General features: G+C 61.6%; 14 protein-coding genes. 10 read left to right on the top strand and 4 right to left on the bottom strand.

Annotated elements, in window-relative coordinates:
* Nucleotides 1-39: 39 nt before the first annotated feature.
* Together ACIQH5_RS11990 and ACIQH5_RS11985 are read left to right on the top strand one after the other, a co-directional pair.
* Complete coding sequence (locus tag ACIQH5_RS11990; protein ID WP_400403431.1) at nucleotides 40-831, top strand: lysophospholipid acyltransferase family protein; 792 nt, start codon at nucleotides 40-42, stop codon at nucleotides 829-831.
* Between the two features lie 66 nt (nucleotides 832-897).
* Nucleotides 898-2301: a class II 3-deoxy-7-phosphoheptulonate synthase gene (locus tag ACIQH5_RS11985; RefSeq protein ID WP_024820456.1), complete on the top strand. Its 1404-nt coding sequence runs from the start codon at nucleotides 898-900 to the stop codon at nucleotides 2299-2301.
* A 79-nt stretch (nucleotides 2302-2380) separates the two neighbouring features.
* Here ACIQH5_RS11985 and pknB read toward each other — a convergent pair whose 3' ends face one another.
* Both pknB and ACIQH5_RS11975 read right to left on the bottom strand, forming a co-directional pair.
* Nucleotides 2381-4447: a Stk1 family PASTA domain-containing Ser/Thr kinase gene (pknB, locus tag ACIQH5_RS11980; RefSeq protein WP_400403427.1), complete on the bottom strand. Its 2067-nt coding sequence runs from the start codon at nucleotides 4445-4447 to the stop codon at nucleotides 2381-2383.
* Nucleotides 4448-4522: 75 nt separating this feature from the next.
* On the bottom strand, nucleotides 4523-5866 hold the full coding sequence (locus tag ACIQH5_RS11975) for a LysM peptidoglycan-binding domain-containing protein (protein WP_400403424.1): 1344 nt from the start codon (nucleotides 5864-5866) through the stop codon (nucleotides 4523-4525).
* A 258-nt stretch (nucleotides 5867-6124) separates the two neighbouring features.
* On the opposite strand from ACIQH5_RS11975, the gene ACIQH5_RS11970 reads away from it, so the two are divergent.
* Entirely contained in the window at nucleotides 6125-6478 is a 354-nt protein-coding gene (locus tag ACIQH5_RS11970; protein ID WP_062067875.1) for an Rv2175c family DNA-binding protein, read from the top strand.
* 182 nt (nucleotides 6479-6660) lie between these two features.
* On the opposite strand, the gene ACIQH5_RS11965 is transcribed toward ACIQH5_RS11970, so the two are convergent.
* Both ACIQH5_RS11965 and ACIQH5_RS11960 read right to left on the bottom strand, forming a co-directional pair.
* Entirely contained in the window at nucleotides 6661-7755 is a 1095-nt protein-coding gene (locus tag ACIQH5_RS11965) for a polyprenyl synthetase family protein (protein WP_400403420.1), read from the bottom strand.
* Nucleotides 7752-8330: a hypothetical protein gene (locus ACIQH5_RS11960; protein ID WP_400403417.1), complete on the bottom strand. Its 579-nt coding sequence runs from the start codon at nucleotides 8328-8330 to the stop codon at nucleotides 7752-7754. The genes ACIQH5_RS11965 and ACIQH5_RS11960 overlap by 4 nt, the downstream gene beginning before the upstream one ends.
* A 72-nt stretch (nucleotides 8331-8402) precedes the next feature.
* Here ACIQH5_RS11960 and dinB point away from each other — a divergent pair, with 72 nt between their 5' ends.
* From dinB to ACIQH5_RS11925, 7 genes are all read left to right on the top strand, one after another.
* On the top strand, nucleotides 8403-9665 hold the full coding sequence (gene dinB / locus ACIQH5_RS11955) for a DNA polymerase IV (protein WP_400403414.1): 1263 nt from the start codon (nucleotides 8403-8405) through the stop codon (nucleotides 9663-9665).
* 239 nt (nucleotides 9666-9904) lie between these two features.
* Nucleotides 9905-10273 carry a DUF3040 domain-containing protein gene (locus ACIQH5_RS11950; protein WP_024820463.1) on the top strand — a complete coding sequence of 123 codons (369 nt, stop codon included), beginning with the start codon at nucleotides 9905-9907 and terminating at the stop codon, nucleotides 10271-10273.
* A 494-nt stretch (nucleotides 10274-10767) separates the two neighbouring features.
* Nucleotides 10768-11199 (top strand): division/cell wall cluster transcriptional repressor MraZ, encoded by a 432-nt coding sequence (gene mraZ / locus ACIQH5_RS11945; protein WP_400403410.1) that lies wholly within the window; start codon nucleotides 10768-10770, stop codon nucleotides 11197-11199.
* 167 nt (nucleotides 11200-11366) lie between these two features.
* Entirely contained in the window at nucleotides 11367-12365 is a 999-nt protein-coding gene (gene rsmH, locus ACIQH5_RS11940) for a 16S rRNA (cytosine(1402)-N(4))-methyltransferase RsmH (RefSeq protein ID WP_400403407.1), read from the top strand.
* Nucleotides 12362-13030, top strand: a complete 669-nt coding sequence (locus ACIQH5_RS11935; protein WP_400403405.1) for a hypothetical protein — start codon at nucleotides 12362-12364, stop codon at nucleotides 13028-13030. Before rsmH ends, ACIQH5_RS11935 begins: the two co-directional genes overlap by 4 nt.
* Nucleotides 13031-13072: 42 nt before the next feature.
* Nucleotides 13073-14869, top strand: coding sequence for a peptidoglycan D,D-transpeptidase FtsI family protein (locus ACIQH5_RS11930; protein WP_400403402.1), 1797 nt, complete (start codon nucleotides 13073-13075; stop codon nucleotides 14867-14869).
* A gap of 102 nt (nucleotides 14870-14971) precedes the next feature.
* Nucleotides 14972-16618, top strand: a complete 1647-nt coding sequence (locus ACIQH5_RS11925; protein WP_400403399.1) for a UDP-N-acetylmuramoyl-L-alanyl-D-glutamate--2,6-diaminopimelate ligase — start codon at nucleotides 14972-14974, stop codon at nucleotides 16616-16618.

Here is a 16618-nt window from a genome sequence, read left to right as displayed (position 1 = left end):
CCGGATGCATGCCAACCATTCGGCCGTGAGAGGACAAAAGTGTTCTATTGGGTCATGAAGAGGATCTTTCTTGGTCCCATCCTCAAGCTCTTGTTCCGTCCGTGGGTAAAGGGACTGGACAACGTTCCGGAAAACGGCGCCGCCATCCTGGCGTCCAATCACCTGTCCTTCTCGGACTCCATCTTTCTGCCCCTGATGGTTCACCGCCCCGTGATCTTCCTGGCCAAGTCCGAGTACTTCACCGGAAAAGGGCTCAAAGGCCGGCTCACTGCCCTGTTTTTCCGGCTGAGCAACCAATTGCCCATGGACCGTTCGGGAGGCGCGGCATCGGAAATGTCGCTGCAGGCCGGCAAGGACGTCCTGAGCTCGGGCGGCCTGCTGGGGATCTATCCGGAAGGCACGCGCAGCCCGGACGCCAGGCTCTACCGCGGGAAAGTGGGCGTGGCCAAGCTGGCACTGCAGACGCGCGTCCCTGTGGTGCCCGTGGCCATGATAGGCACGGAGAAGGTCCAGCCCATCGGTAAACGGCTCCCCAACATCCGCCGGATCGGGCTCATTTTCGGGCAGCCCTTGGACTTTAGCCGTTACTACGGCATGGAGGATGACCGCTTGATCCAGAGGGCTGTGACCGATGAAATCATGTACGAATTGATGCGGCTTTCCGGTCAGGAGTACGTGGATGAGTACGCAGCAGTGGTCAAGGCCCAGTTGGCCGGCAAAGGCCCGGAGCCGGTCCACAAGATTGAGGTTGCCGAAGAGTCCGCCGCGGACATAGCTGAAGACAGGGACGATCCCCGGAGTGACGGGGCCGGATCCACGGAGAGACTGTGACGCATGCGGCGGCATCGGTTACGGCTGCAGTCCCGCAACCTTGCCGCGGGCTACTACTCTTGAAGGGTGACTGAGCTAACCGCGAACACCGCACCCTCCGCAGCAGATCCTCTTGCCAGTACCGCCCAGAGCGGCGCGGCAAATTACCCCGGCCTCGACGCCTGGCGGGACCTGCCGATTTCCCAGCAGCCCACGTGGTCCAACTCTGAAGTCTTCAAGGCTTCCGTCAAGGAACTCTCCGTGGTGCCGCCCTTGGTCTTCGCCGGTGAAGTGGACGTTCTGAGGGAGCGCCTCGCGGCTGCTGCCCAGGGCAAGGCTTTCCTCCTTCAGGGCGGCGACTGCGCTGAGACTTTTGAGGCCGCTACCGCGGACAGAATCAGTGCCCGGGTCAAGACGATCCTCCAGATGGCAGTCGTACTCACGTACGGCGCTGCCATGCCCGTCATCAAGATGGGTCGGATGGCCGGACAGTTCGCGAAGCCGCGTTCCTCCAATGACGAGACCCGCGATGGCGTGACGCTTCCCGCTTACCGCGGCGACATCGTCAATGGCTACGATTTCACCCCCGAGTCCCGCGCTCACGACGCCGGCCGGATGCTGAAGGCCTATCACACCTCCGCTTCCACGCTGAACCTCATCCGCGCCTTCACCCAAGGTGGCTTCGCGGATCTTCGCCTCGTTCATCAGTGGAACAAGGGTTTCACTGAGAACCCGGCACACGCACGCTACGAATCACTGGCGCGGGACATCGACCGTGCCATCAGCTTCATGGACTCCTGCGGTGCTGACTTCGAAGCACTCAAGCGCGTGGAATTCTTCGCCAGCCACGAAGCACTGCTGCTCGACTACGAACGCGCACTGACCCGCATCGATTCGCGGACCGGACTGCCGTACGACACCTCCGCCCACTTCCTGTGGATCGGCGAGCGGACCCGCGAACTGGACCACGCCCATGTGGACTTCCTGTCCCGTGTGCGGAACCCCATCGGCGTTAAGCTTGGCCCCACCACCAGCGGTGATGACGCCCTGCGCCTCATCGACAAACTGGACCCCAACCGCGAACCGGGCCGCCTCACGTTCATCACCCGCATGGGCGCCGGCAACATCCGCGAGAAGCTGCCTGCCGTCGTCGAACGCGTCACTGCATCCGGCGCGCAGGTGCTGTGGGTGACTGACCCGATGCACGGCAACACGGTGACCTCGCCGAACGGTTACAAGACGCGCAACTTCGATGACGTCATTGATGAGGTGCGTGGCTTCTTCGAGGTCCACCAGTCCTTGGGCACAGTACCTGGCGGACTTCACGTTGAAATGACCGGCGATGACGTTGCTGAGTGCCTGGGTGGTGCTGATCCTATCGACCAGGACGCCTTCCTGGACCGCTATGAGTCGGTGTGCGATCCCCGCCTCAACCACATGCAGTCCCTTGAGATGGCGTTCCTCGTGGCCGGAGCCCTCTCCAAGAAGTAGAGGTACAACAGAAGTAGAGATACAACAAAGGCGCGGTCCGGATCCTTCGGGCCGCGCCTTGTGTTGTGGTTGAAAAACGTTAGACAACTGTCAGTGTCACCACTGAGTCCTCCGGTACCTCGGCATTGACGGGATTCTGGTCGCGGACGGTGCCGAAGAACCCGCCCAGGACTTTATTGACCTCAACTTTGAAACCCAGTTTCTTCAACTCCCTTTCAGCTTCGGCGGCCTGCTTGCCGATGAAACTGGGGACCTTCACCAACTTAGGCCCCTTGGACACTGTGAGCGTGACAGCTTCGCCCCGGATCAGCGTGCCGTTGGCCGGAACCTGGGAGACCACGGCGCCTTTGGGAACCGTCTTGTCGTTGACCGTCTCCGGAGCGATCACGGCTTTCAGGCCGGCGTCCTGAAGGGCTTTGACGGCTGCATCCTGTGCCAGTCCACGTACGTCGGGAACCGGAATGGGCTGCGGACCCTTGGAGACCACCAGCGATACCGGGGTGCCATGCCTGACTTCGGTGCCTTTGGCCGGGTCCTGGGAAATCACGACGCCGGCCGGAACCTTTTCGTCGAAAGCCTCCGTGACGTTGCCCAGGGCCATCTCGGCTGCATTCAAGGCAATCTTGGCTTCGTCCAAGGTGCCACCGGCCAAACCGGACAAGGGGAAAAGCTGGGCACCTTTGGAAACGAAAAGCGTGATGGGCTGGAACTTCCGGACTTCCGCCCCGGATTCAGGTTCGGTTCCTACGGCCAGCCCTGCAAGGATGTCGTCGTCGAAAACGTCCCGCGGTTCAGAGTTGAACCCGGCAGTGCGGAGCAGCTGCTGGGCTTCGGCAACGGTTTTATTCTTGACGTCGGGTACGGTGCCCGGAGATCCGGGTCCCATCCCGAAGAACCAACCGGCCGATGCCGCAAGCGTTGCAAGAATAACGATCACGATGGTCCAGATGATGCCGCGGCGGCGGGGATTTCCCTCGCGTAGCGGGCGGCTCGGAGTTGCTGCTGCCCGTGCGCGGTCTTTGCTCTCTTGCCGTTCGAGTTTCTTCAGTTCCCGCTTGCCGGGCTGGCGGGCGTCCTGATGGTTCCCGGGAACAACGGCGGCGCCTTGTGGCCTGCCGGGACCTCCCGCCGCCAAGATGGTGGTGGGGTTGCTCTGCTGGGAGATCAATTCCGTAGGCGAGGCAACTGTGGCCAGGGCTTCCGTGGGGTTGGCATCCAGACTGCCCAGTTCGGTGGTTGCCGCACCGGCCACGGAAGAGCCTGCCGGCCTGGAGGATGCCTGTCGGCGGTCCAATTCCTCGTCCGTCAGGGTGGTGCGTATGTGGCGGAGTTCGGTCAGCAGCGCAGCGCCATCCACGGGCCTGTTCTCGGCGTCTACGGCAGTGCACCACTGCACCAGTTCATCAAGGTCCTCTGCAAGGCCTGGAGCAGCATCTGAGGGGCGTCCCACCACGGCGTTGACGTGCTGGTAGGCAACCTGGATGGGGGAGTCTCCCGCGTAGGGCTGTTTGCCAGTCAACATCTCATAGAGCATGATGCCGGCCGAGTAGATGTCGCTGCGGGCATCTGCGGGCTGGCCGAGAACAAGCTCGGGAGCCAAATAGGCCACTGTGCCTATCAGGGCGCCGGTGCTGGTGTTGGCTGAGATAGCTCTGGCCAGGCCGAAGTCTCCCACTTTGATGCGTCCGTCGTCAGCTATGAGGACGTTCTCCGGCTTGACGTCGCGGTGGATCAGGCCGGATCGGTGCGCGGCGGCGAGGCCTTCAATCACGGGATCGATCAAGGCCAGTGCAAGGCGTGGCGGCAACGGGCCCTGTTCGCTCAGGGTGTCGCGCAGGGTATGACCCTTGACGTACTCCATGACCAGGTAGGCAATGTGGCCGTCCTCGCCTTGGTCGAGAACTCCTACGATGTGCGGGTGCGAGAGACTCGCGGCCGCTTTGGCTTCGCGGCTTAGACGCTGCAGGAATGTGGGGTCGTTGGCCAAATGCGGGTGCAGGACTTTGAGGGCCACGTCTCGCTCCAGGCGCTGGTCCGTGGCCAGGTAAACAGTGGACATTCCGCCCCTCGCCAGGCGGGAACGGACCGTGTACCGGCCGTCCACGGTGGTTCCGATGAGGTGGTCCTGCGTTGGTTCTTGCACCATACGATCCTAAACGAGGCAGGGAAGGGGCCCGAATCCACGCGGGATGCGGGCCCCTTCCGAGGTGGTGCTGAAGGCCTAGCCGAAGGTGCGCTGGCGGGCCTTGATCGATTCGACGTAGCGCTTGGTGTCGTCGTACATGCCGTACTTGCTGACGGAATATTGTCCCTGGTAGTAGCCGGCGATTGCCGTGTCCAGGTCCTTGCTGGTGGCGATGAGTGTCCGAATGATGGCCACACCCGCCGTGGCATTGTCGTAAGGGTCCAGGAGGTTGAGCTTGCGGCCCACCAGATCCGACGCCCATTGCCCGGACGAGGGGATGACCTGCATGGTGCCAATGGCGTTGGCGGGGGAGACGGCGCGCTGGTCGAAGCCGGACTCCTGCTCTGCGAAGGCCAAAGCCAGGGACGGGCTCACTCCCATGCGCCGGGCAGTGTCCGCCACGATGCTCTTCATCTCGGCGCGGCTGGGCACCGGTGAAGCGTTGAGCAGGGCCTTGTTCTCGTTGGCGGAGCTGACAACTGCCGGCGGGTAAGTGAAGCCGAGGAACGTGCTGGGAACCAGTGGCTTGGTCTCGCCAACCGGCTGCAGGCCGGCGCCGGGGATGGTGAGCTTCTGCCCCGGGTAGATGACAGTCGTGGCTGTGATGTTGTTATTGGCGGCCATCAACGCCGCAAGCGAAACCCCGTGGCGGGAAGCAATGGAACTGAGGGTGTCGCCTGCCTTGATGGTGTAGGAACCCGTGCCGGCCAAAGGGGCAGGCGCCGGCGCCGGGGCGGCCGGTGCTGTGGGCGCGGATGGCGCTGATCCACCACTGACCTTGATCTTCTGGCCGGGGTAGATGATGGAGCTTCCGTTGAGCCCGTTCCAGCTGAAGATGCTGGACAACGGTACGCCGTGCTTGGCGGCAATGGCGCCCAGGGTATCTCCGGGGACCACGGTGTAGACGGTTGCGCTGCTGGGGGCGGGTGCGCTGGGGGCTGCCGGGGCCGGCTGTGCCGGCGCTGCCGGCGCTGTGCCGGTGAGCTTGATGGTCTGACCCGGGTAGATGAGCGTGGTGGCAGAAAGCTTGTTCAGCTGAAGAACTGCCGTTGTGTCCAGGTTGAAGCGGCGCGCGATGGCGCTGATGGTATCCCCGCGGACAACCGTGTAGGTGTCAGGTACGGACGGGGCCATGGGGCGCAGAGTGGAGGGAATGGTGGCTGCGACCGCATTGGCAGGAATGACGGAGCCCACGTTGACTGCTTGCGCCTTCATGGCCGCAGCGAGCGTGGCGGGGATCTTTCGCGGCTGGGGTGCCGGTGTTGCCATGGAGGGTTGGGCCAGGGCAAGCGAGGACAAAACCACGGCGGGAAGCGCAGCCGTGGTTGCCGCGATAACCGGCATGCTCATGGTTCGTTTCGGCGAGCGGGGCGTCGTCATGAAATGTGTCCTCATCTCAAACAGCGGGGGCTATTGTTAGCGCTGTTGTCAGTGTTACCAAAGTTGCTGATGTTATCAATGATGCAAATGTGATCAGTGTGAATCTCTCACACTTAGTCGATCAACACAACAATTCCTGTCAAACCCAACAAATAGCCACAATTGATGCGGACAAATGGGCCAGTACCCTGCGGCCCGGGGGAACCGGCCTTGGACTTCGGCTAGGCGTGGGGCGGGGCGGCGTGGCAACCTTGTTCCGTGAGTAATGTAGAAAGCCTTGTTTCCGACTGGCTGCCGCTGCCGGATGTCGCTGAACTTTTGGAAGTTTCCATCACCAAAGTCCACGGACTTCTGGATGAGCGTGCGCTTGTCGCCATCAGGCGGGGAGAGCGGAACATCCGTTCAATCCCGGCCCTCTTTGTCCAGGACGGGCATGTTGTAGACAGCTTGAAGGGAACCGTTGCGGTTCTCGGTGACGCCGGCTACAACGACGAAGAATTGATTATCTGGCTTTTCACCCCGGACGAGTCATTGCGGGGGCGTCCCATTGACGCCCTGCGCGAGGGGCGAAAGACGGAGATCAGGCGTCGCGCCCAGTCTTTGGCTTGGTAAAGTCGCTGGCTGAATAGCAGCGCCTCTCCAGCGGGAGACTGCCTAAAACGCGGACGACGGCGGTGATTCACCGCCGTCGTCCGCGTTTGCTTTCGCAGGTGCTGCAGGGGCTGGAATAAGCTTTTTGAACGCTACACAAGAGCTAAGGGCGATGAGTTGCCTCAGCCCCGAGGCCCCGGGGTTCAGGCTGCCCGGCTGACAGCGGCTTCGGCCAAGTGGCGCAATGCCACCAGCGGGAGTTCCTCAAGGGGAAGGCGTTCAAGAGCGTCGAACGCTCTGTTGCTTAGCTCGCCGATCAAAGATTCCGTGGCTTCCAAAGCGCCGCACTCAATAATGATGCGCCGTATTTCAGCTACCTCATCCTCCACCAGGAGGGGGTTGCCCAGCATGCGATCCAGGTAATCTGCCTCTGCCCGGGGTGCTTGGTTAATGGCAAACCCCACCAATACCGTTCGTTTACCTTCCCTGAGATCATCTCCCGCAGGTTTTCCGGTGGTTTCCGGATCCCCAAAGACACCCAGGACGTCATCCCGCATCTGGAATGCTTCGCCCAGCGGTAAGGAGAACTCCGAGTAACCCTCCATCAGGGCAGCGGGTGCTCCAGCCAGTGCCCCGCCCAACGCCAGTGGGTGCTCGGTGGAGTATTTGGCGGATTTGTACCGAATGATTGATTGTGCCCGGGCTACGGATCCGGCTCGGTCACGTACCGGTCCGGCCACTTCTTCCAGGATGTCGAGGTACTGACCTGCCATCACTTCTGCCCGCATCACGTTGAAGATGCGCCGCGCAGGGCTTCCCGCTGCTGCCCGGGGGCCGATTTCCGTAAAGGACTCTTCGCTGAAGGAAAGGCAGAGATCGCCGGTTAGGATGGCTGCCGCATCCCCAAAGCGGCCGCTGTCCAAGGCCCAGCCATTCACTTCATGGAGCTGGCTGAACCGCTTGTGCACGCTTGGGCCGCCGCGGCGGGTGTCGGAACGGTCAATGATGTCATCGTGGATCAGGGCGGCTGCCTGGAAGAGCTCAAGGGCACACCCGGCGGTAATGATGTCCAGGTTGTCGGCAGGGCCGCCGGCGCCTCTCCAACCCCAGTAGCACATCAGTGCCCGGAGGCGTTTGCCGCCCGTGACAAGATGCGAAATCGATCCAATGAGCGGCTCGACATCCGGAGAAACGGAAGCCATGAGTTCCTGCTGTGCGGAGAGGAACCCGTTCAATTTGCCGGCGACGCCGCCAATGAACTGTGCCTGCTCCGAACTGACAAGGGCAGCTGCCGTCACTTGACGGACCCGGCCGCCACGTTGGCGCCGATAGTGAACGTTGAGACGCCTTCCTTTTGCCTGACCGAAACATTCACCGTTTCGCCGTCACCACGGATGAAGTCCAAGGAAGTGACGTTTCCAACAGCGGATGGACCCGGGACGAGTTTGAAGCCCTGTGACTCCATGGAGGTCTTGTAGTAGTCCACAACCCCCTCCGGTGGGGCTTTGACCGTTCCGACGAGAGCCACGGTGGCTACTTCTGCGCTCTTGTCCACACTGCTGGAACGAATGGACGTGTTGGGCATGACCGGAATGAGCTGCGCAGGGAATCCAGGGACCAGTGCATTGACCGTGGCCGTGGCATCGGGTGCCGGTGCAGGTGTTTCGGTGAACGTCGTGGTTTCGGGTGATGCTGTGGACCCCGACGCGGAGGACGATGGGGTTGGAGCCGCCTGAGTGGACGCCGAAGCAGTACCTGATGTGGACGGTGCTGCCGAACCGCCGGGCGATGGTGTGCACGCGGACGCCGCCAAAGCGACACTGACTGCGAGCAGGGCAAACCCTCGCGATTGAGGAGTTCCAAAGAGCTTCACAGGGTATCCTTCCTGGGGCTGAGCCGGACTTTGCCTCCAGTTTAGTCAGTGGCCGGGCATAGTATTGCCGATGTGAGGCAGGAAGCATTCGGTGGCGCTCAAAGCGCCGGCAGCAAGCCGCCCCGCAGTGCCGGAGATGCCCTGCGGGAAATGCGGCGAACCAGCATACTTCACGTGGATATGGACGCCTTCTTCGTCTCCGTGGAACTGCGCAGCCGCCCTGAACTTCGAGGCAAGCCGGTCATTGTCGGATTCCCGGCTGAACGGTCCGTGGTGCTCTCCGCTTCCTACGAGGCCCGGGCCACAGGCGTGAAGTCGGCCATGCCGATGTCCATTGCCATGAGGCGGTGTCCATCGGCGGTGATCATCAACCCCCGGCACAAAGAGTATTACGAGGTCTCCGCCCGGCTCATGGAGATTTTCGCCTCCATCACCGACCTCGTTGAGCCGTTGAGTGTGGACGAGGCCTTCCTGGATGTGAGCGGCGCAATTCGCCGTCTGGGGTCACCGATGGACATCGGCCACCTCATCCGTCGCAGGGTTCAGTCGGAACTGGGCATCACGGCATCCGTGGGCATCGCCAGCACCAAGTTCGTGGCCAAGATCGCATCAACACGGTGCAAACCTGATGGCATCCTCCAGATCGATGCCGAGGACTCCGTCCCTTACCTCCACAGCCTTCCAGTCGGCGCCTTGTGGGGTGTCGGCGGAAAGACGGCCGAAGTGTTGTCCCGTCTGGGTATTCGCACCGTTGCCGATGTCGCAGCAACTCCGCTGGCATCGCTCAAGAAGGTTCTGGGAGCAAGTGGTGAGCATGTCCACCGCTTGTCCATGGGTATTGACCCACGGCCGGTAACTCCAACCAGGCTTGAGAAAAGTATCGGGGCGGAGGAGACGTTCTCCGTGGATACAGGGGACGAGGCATTACTGCACAGGGAATTGCTGCGCCTCTCGCACCGTACCGCCATCCGGCTCAGGAGTTCAGGCATGTTGGCCAGGACTGTGGCGTTGAAGCTGCGGTACTCGGACTTCTCAACAGTGACACGCAGCCGCACGGTGCAGACTCCCGTGGACAGCGCCCAATTGATCTACCAGGTGGCCGTGCAACTCCTTGAATCCTTGGGCAACCGTTCCATGAGCGTCCGGTTGGTGGGGGTTCGGGCCGAACAACTGGAGCCAGCCGGCCAGACGTCCCTGCAGTTGAGTCTCGACCGGCGGGACGACAACTGGCGGGCGGCCGAACAGGCACTGGACCGTGTCTCCGAACGTTTTGGGTCCAAAACTCTTCTACCAGCGCGGCTTTTGGAGCCCGGGAAGCCCGCAACGGACACCTGAGCCGCGCACGGTTTCCCGGCAGGACTCAAGGCGTCTTTCAGAACGGCGTCGGACAAACTATCCTATTTATTACAGAGATTTAAATCGTCTGGACAAACTGTTTCCTGAACAGTCGGCCCCGAGATGCCCGCTGAACCAAGAGGGGATTTTTGGGGAACGATTTTCTTGGTCCGATCGTTGTGGAAACAGACGCACAGGAAGCGTTATGTCCAGACGCTGGCTGACTAAAGGAGGTCGCGATGCCCCTCTCGGAGCATGAACAGAAGCTGCTTGAGCAACTTGAAAAGCAACTTCATGAGGACGATCCGAAGTTCGCCAACACCATGGGTTCGGATCCCATCCGCAGCTGGTCTACCCGGCATGTGATCATAGGTGTGCTTGGAGCCATTGCCGGCATCCTTCTCCTGCTTGTTGGAGTATCACTGCAGGCGATACCTGTGGGTGTCCTCGGTTTCGTCGTCATGGGTGCTGGCGTCTATTTCGCCACGTTGCGTGGCGCGGCCTTCGGCAAAGCCAATAAGGGGAAACCCGGCAAGAGCAAGCCAAAGAGTTCGTTCATGAGCAGCCTGGAAGAACGCTGGGACGAACGGCGTCGGGACGACCACTGACATCCCGCTTCGAATCAGCGGCCGGCAGCCCCGGTCCCTCCTGAGTCAACCATGCCCCTGAGGTTCAACGGGGCATAACGAAAGACCCGCGCTGCGGGTCTTTTCGCATTTAAGGGCGGCTACCCAGCAACAGGGAGGGTCTGTCCATTTCCCCGTCCCTTGGCTCCCATCCTTTGGCTCTCCGCGGTTCCTCCACCTTCCACCCTTTTCTCCTCTTTCCCCCTTCTGTTGTGAATCAGGCCGGGCATTTTCGGGGCCGGAGCGAGGAACAAAGGGCCCTGACGCCCAGGACGCTGCCCTGCTGCATTGGCTCCTCCACTTTCCGCCACCCTTCAAAAACCGCGTGATTTCAGGCCGGATGATTCTCAAAGTGGTGGAGAAACGCCCACCAGTGCGTTGACTGTGGGGCATTGTGGAGTAAAGTGGAGCGCATAAGAGGGTAGTGGCAGTGTTGGGAATGTGCGGGCACCTTTGATTGAGGGGCGGTGGGGCCAGTGTTTCTGGGTACTCACTCGCCGCGTCTCGATGAAAAGGGCCGGATCATCCTTCCAGCCAAGTTCCGCGAGGAGCTTGCTGATGGATTGGTTCTCACCAGGGGCCAGGAACGCTGCATCTACGTCTTCAGTCAGAAGGAATTTGAGCGCATCCACGAGTCGATGCGGGAGGCACCACTGTCTTCCAAGCAGGCGCGTGATTACATTCGGGTTTTCCTGTCTGGAGCCTCTGATGAGGTACCTGACAAGCAGGGGCGCGTGACGATTCCGCCGGCGCTCCGGACTTACGCAGGGCTTGGGCGGGAATTGGCAGTCATTGGCGCCGGTACCCGGGCCGAGATCTGGGCCGCCGAAGCTTGGAATGAGTACCTCAATGAGAAGGAAGCAGCCTTCTCGGAAACGGATGACGACAATCTCCCCGGGTTCATCTGACCCCGGTGGGAGGAAGCCGCTGTCCGGCTTCTTGAATGGGATCTCCAGCCGCCCATCGAACTGTCTTCCTGGCTCAACTTCCCCTGAGCCAGGCGGCGGCCGATAGGCGCGGATGGGGATCCGATTCAAGAATCAGCAGGTAAGCGATTGAGGAAAGAGGAGGCAGCGTGGAAGAGCAGGACGCGGCAAAGCCCACATCGGAGCGCCACGTGCCCGTCCTGAAAGACCGCTGCATCAATCTGCTCGCACCCGGCTTTGAAGCCGCCAGGAAACGCGGCGAAACCCCAGTCGCCATCGATGCCACGTTGGGCATGGGAGGACACTCCGAGGCAATGCTGCAGCGTTTCCCGGATCTTCACCTGGTGGGCATCGACCGCGACGAGGAAGCGTTGGCCTTGGCCGGTGCCAGATTGGAACCCTTCTCTGACCGTACTGACCTTGTTCATGCGGTGTATGACGAGATTGAGGACGTCCTGCTGGACCTTGGCATATCCGAGGTCAATGGCATTCTCATGGACCTCGGAGTTTCGTCCCTGCAGCTCGATGAGCGTGAGCGGGGCTTCGCGTACTCCTATGACGCCCCTTTGGATATGCGCATGGACACCAGCCGCGGCCAAACGGCAGCTGATGTGGTCAATAACTACACCGAAGACGAGCTGGTGCGCATCATCCGTAAATGGGGCGAAGAGAAGTTCGCCGGACGGATCGCCAACCGGATCGTCAATGCCCGCGCGGAGAAACCCTTTGCAACCACGGGGGAGCTCGTAGAGCAGATCCGCAGCGTTGTTCCTGCCGCCGCAGCCAAGAGCGGCGGACACCCCGCCAAGCGGACCTTTCAGGCCTTGCGGATTGAGGTCAACGAGGAACTGGACGTCCTGGAACGCGCAGTTCCGGCAGCAGTGGCCGCGACGGCCATGGGTGGTCGGATCGTGGTCATGTCCTACCACTCGCTGGAGGACAAGATCGTGAAGTCAGTTTTCCAATCAGGTTCCAAATCGTCGGCGCCACTTGGCTTCCCGGTGGAGCTTGAAGAACACAAACCCGAATTGAAGACCATCACCAAGGGCACGGAAGTGCCTACGGCAGCAGAAATCGCTGAAAATCCCCGCGCGGCGTCTGCCCGGCTGAGGGCAGTGGAGCGTATCAAACCGAGGAGAGACGCATGAGCAACGCCGCAGCGAAGACTTTGCCCTCCACGGTGGGCAGCGCCGCCCGTAGCCTGTCCGCGCCTGCGGAAAGGGCCGAGCCCGCCCGCAAGGCCCGTACACCTCTGTCGCTGGTACGCAGTGCCCCGGGCAAGCGAAGGACTCCGTTCGTGGTCCTTTGCTTTGTGGCGATGGCGGCCGCCCTCCTGACGGTCCTGGTACTGAACATCTCCGTGTCCACAGCGCAGTACCAGTTGGTGCAGCTGAAAGCCGAAGCTGCCACGCTCAACAAGGAAAACCAGGACCTGACACAGAAGAAGCAGAACTACGAAGCTCCGCAGAACCTGGCTGCCAAGGCTGCAGAATTGGGAATGGTTGCTTCCACAGTCAAGGGTCAGATCGATCTGAACACCATGGCAGTGACCGGTAAGGCATCACCGGCGGTTAAGGGAGATAACCCCGGTGCCCTGCTCGCTCCGCCGGCCGTTGAAGGGTTGATCGATGTGGTTCCGTCGGTGACTACCAAGGACCCGTTGGAAAGCCGCAAGCCTGAGGCAACTCCAGCGGCCCCGGCTGCAACGCCGTCCACCCCGGCGGCAACCCCGGCGTCCCCCGCGGCCGCCCCGCCCGTCGAGCTCCACGGGGGCTCGGTACCGGCACCCCAGCAAAAGGCTCCAGGGCAGTAGATCGTCAAACCACCGAAGCAGGGCCAGCAGCAAGGAATCAACGTGGCAAAGAACCCCGGCACATCGACAAAAACGAAGACGCCGGCGGCAAGAAAGCGGTTGCGCGTTGGCCTTGGCATCATGCTGACCCTGCTTCTTGTGGTGGGCGGCAAACTCTTCATGGTCCAGGGCCTGGATATGGGCGGAATGGCTGAAGCTGCGCTGGCGAGCCGCCTGACACCGCAAATTCTTCCTGCTGAGCGGGGACAGATTGTGGATGCCAATGGCACAGTCCTGGCCAGCAGTGTGATCCGCTACAACATCGTGGTGGACCAGACCGTAAATACCAGCACGGAAACCTTCCACCGTTTCAATGAAAAGACTGAGAAGCTGGACGAGATCACCCGTGATCAGGGGATTGCCGACCTCGCCGGACTTCTGGGCGCGGATGAAAGCACCATCCGCGAATCGTTGACCGGAGAGAAGCAGTACTTTGTGGTGGCAAAGGACGTCAAGCCGGAACTGGAAGACCGGATTTCCAAACTCTATATTCCTGGTCTCAGCGCCGAGGGTGTCAGCAAGCGCGTATATCCCAACGGCAGCGTTGCCGGCGGCGTGGTGGGTTTCCTCAAGGACGGAACCAACGGTCAAGCCGGCATCGAACAAACCCAGGACGAGATTCTTCGTGGTGTTGAAGGCAAGCGTGTCTTCGAGATCGGTGCTGACGGACTGAGGATTCCGGTGGCCACTGATGAACTCACCCCTGCCGTTGATGGTAGCGACGTCAAGCTGACACTGAATACGGACATTCAGTACTTTGCCCAGCAAGCCATCCAGAGCCAGGTCAACAAGATGAACGCCGAGTGGGGTTCCATTGTGGTGATCGACACCAAGACAGGCAATCTCATTGCTTTGGCTGATACCAATGCACCGGACCCCAACGACCCCGGGAAGGTTGATGCCAAGGATCGCGGCGTCAGGTCCGTGACGGCAGCCTACGAACCCGGTTCGGTGCAGAAGATGATGACCGCTGCGGCCGTGATTGAAGAGGGGAAGTCATTTCCCCTGGATCACTTCACCATTCCCTCGGCCTACACCATTGATGGGCAGACGTTCACCGACGCGTTCGAGCACGGCACCGAAGAACGTACCCTGGCCGGAATTCTTGGGTGGTCCATGAACACCGGAACGGTGATGGCGGGCAGCAGGCTCACCAAGGAACAACGGTATGACTGGTTGAAGAAGTTCGGCATCGGAGAGCAGACGGACATCGGCCTGCCCGCCGAGGCCACGGGCATACTGGCCAAGCCCGAGCAGTGGGACGACCGCCAGCAGTACACGGTGCTTTTTGGGCAGGGTGTCTCGCAATCCACGCTCCAGACCGTGCGCGCGTTCCAAAGCATCGCCAATGATGGCGTGATGCTGCAGCCCAGGCTCATTGACAGCTACATCACCCCGGAGGGTGAGGAACAAAAAGTGCCCGCCAAGGACTCACGCCAGGTGGTTTCCAAGGAAACTGCCCAGCAAGTCCGGGACATCCTGGAAAGCGCCGTGACCGAGGGGCAGATTAAGGACGCAGCCATTGACGGCTACCGTGTGGGGGCCAAGACGGGAACGTCCCAGGCGCCCCGCGAGGATGGGCTGCCCGGGTTCGACGGTTTCACGGCCTCCATGGTGGGCATGGCACCCATGGATGACCCGAGGTTCATCGTGGAGGTGGTCCTCCAGCGCCCCAAGGGAAACATCTATGGCGTCACCAATGGTCCCGTGTTCCGATCGGTGATGTCACAGGTCCTGCGGACCTACAACGTGGCACCGTCCACCGGAACGCCCGCGCGGTTGCCGCAGTTCGTCAAGTAAGCTTCTTGGGCGTCTGTTTCGGCCAAATATCGATCCACCACTAACGGCCCGGGCGCCGCTGGCCCCCAGCCGGTCGTTCCACGAGCACCAACGGAGAACCACGTGTCAGAGCACAATGAGGCAGCTACCAACGCCACGACGCCGGAGGCCGGCCAGAGCGGCTTTCGTCCCGCATCAGTGGCTGCAGTGCCGTTGGCCACCATCGCGGAAACACTCGGTGTTGCCGTTCCTGAGTCCAGCCAGGACAGGGGAGTGACCGGCATTACCCTCAATTCGAGGGCCGTCGAAACCGGTGACCTTTATATGGCCTTGCCCGGCGCCTCCCGTCATGGTGCGGACTTCGTTCCGCAGGCCATCGAGGCAGGTGCGGTTGCCGTCGTCACGGACGACGCCGGGGCGCGCCAACTGGCGCTGGCAGGTGAGCAGCCGGTGCCGGTTCTCATCGTCGCCCAGCCGCGAACCGCCGTCGGACGCCTGGCTGCTCTGATCTATCGCAGCCAGCCTGCCGATGGCGGGTTCCCGACGTTGTACGGGGTCACCGGTACTAACGGCAAGACCACCACCACCTACTTCATCAACTCCTTGCTCACAGCTTTGGGTAAGAAGCCTGGCCTGATCGGGACCATCGAGATCCTTGCGGGCGGGAAGCCGATCCCCAGTCTCCTCACGACGCCGGAATCCACGGATGTCCATGCGTTGCTGGCCCTGATGCGCGAACGGGGACTGGATGCCGCATCAATGGAAGTCTCATCCCACGCCATCTCTTTCCACCGCGTGGACGGAGTGATGTTCGACGTCGCCGGATTTACCAATCTGACCCAGGACCACTTGGACCTGCACGGCAGCATGGACGAGTACTTCCGGACCAAGGCGGAACTCTTTACCGCCGGAAGGGCCAGGCACGCCGTGGTCACGGTGGACGACGAGTGGGGCCGCAAGCTGGCCGGTACGGCCGACATTCCTGTTACCACCCTCGCGACCAAACTCGTCGATGCAGGCGGCCCGGACGCCGACTGGAAGGTTGCCTCCACTACGGCGCGTGGGCTGGGCTCGGAATTTGAGCTCCGGCACACCGACGGACGGACCCTGCGCGTCCACACGGGCCTGCCTGGCGATTTCAATGTGGCCAACGCAGCCCTGGCCACTGTCATGGTCCTGGCCTCCGGGGTGGACGAAGTGACGCTCCAAGCGGCCTTGGATACGCACGATCCCTTCACTGTGGCAGTCCCCGGACGCATGCAGCTCGTTTCGGCACAGCCCGCTTCGGTTGTTGATTTCGCTCACAATCCGGACGCTTTGTCCCGAGCCCTTGAGGCCGTTCGCTCTCCCAAGGAAGGATCCCGGGTCATCGTGGTCTTCGGGGCAACCGGTCAGCGCGACCAAGGCAAGCGCCCCACCATGGGTGCAATCGCTGCCCGCCTCGCCGACGTCGTGATCGTCAGCGATGACGATCCCCACGACGAGGACGGGGCAGGAATCCGGGCCGAGGTGCTCCAGGGGGCCTACGCTGCCCGGGATTCCGAGAACCTGAACAGCGAAATTATCGAGTCCTACCCCAGGGATGCAGCCATCAGGCTGGCCGTCGACATGGCCACCACCGAGGACACCATCCTCATCGCCGGGCGTGGCCATGAGGTGTGGCAGGAGGTCAAGGGCGTGAATCTTGCCCTGGACGACAGAGTGGAGTTGCGGGCCGCCTTGACATCCAAGGGATTCAGCGTTTCAGCGGACCAGCGGATAGAGTCCTAA

The sequence above is a fragment of the Paenarthrobacter sp. NPDC091711 genome (genome assembly GCF_044756605.1).
In the GTDB taxonomy this organism is placed as follows: Bacteria; Actinomycetota; Actinomycetes; order Actinomycetales; family Micrococcaceae; genus Arthrobacter.
Note: the sequence above shows the minus strand (reverse complement) of the source record. Positions and strands in the feature narration are given on the sequence as shown.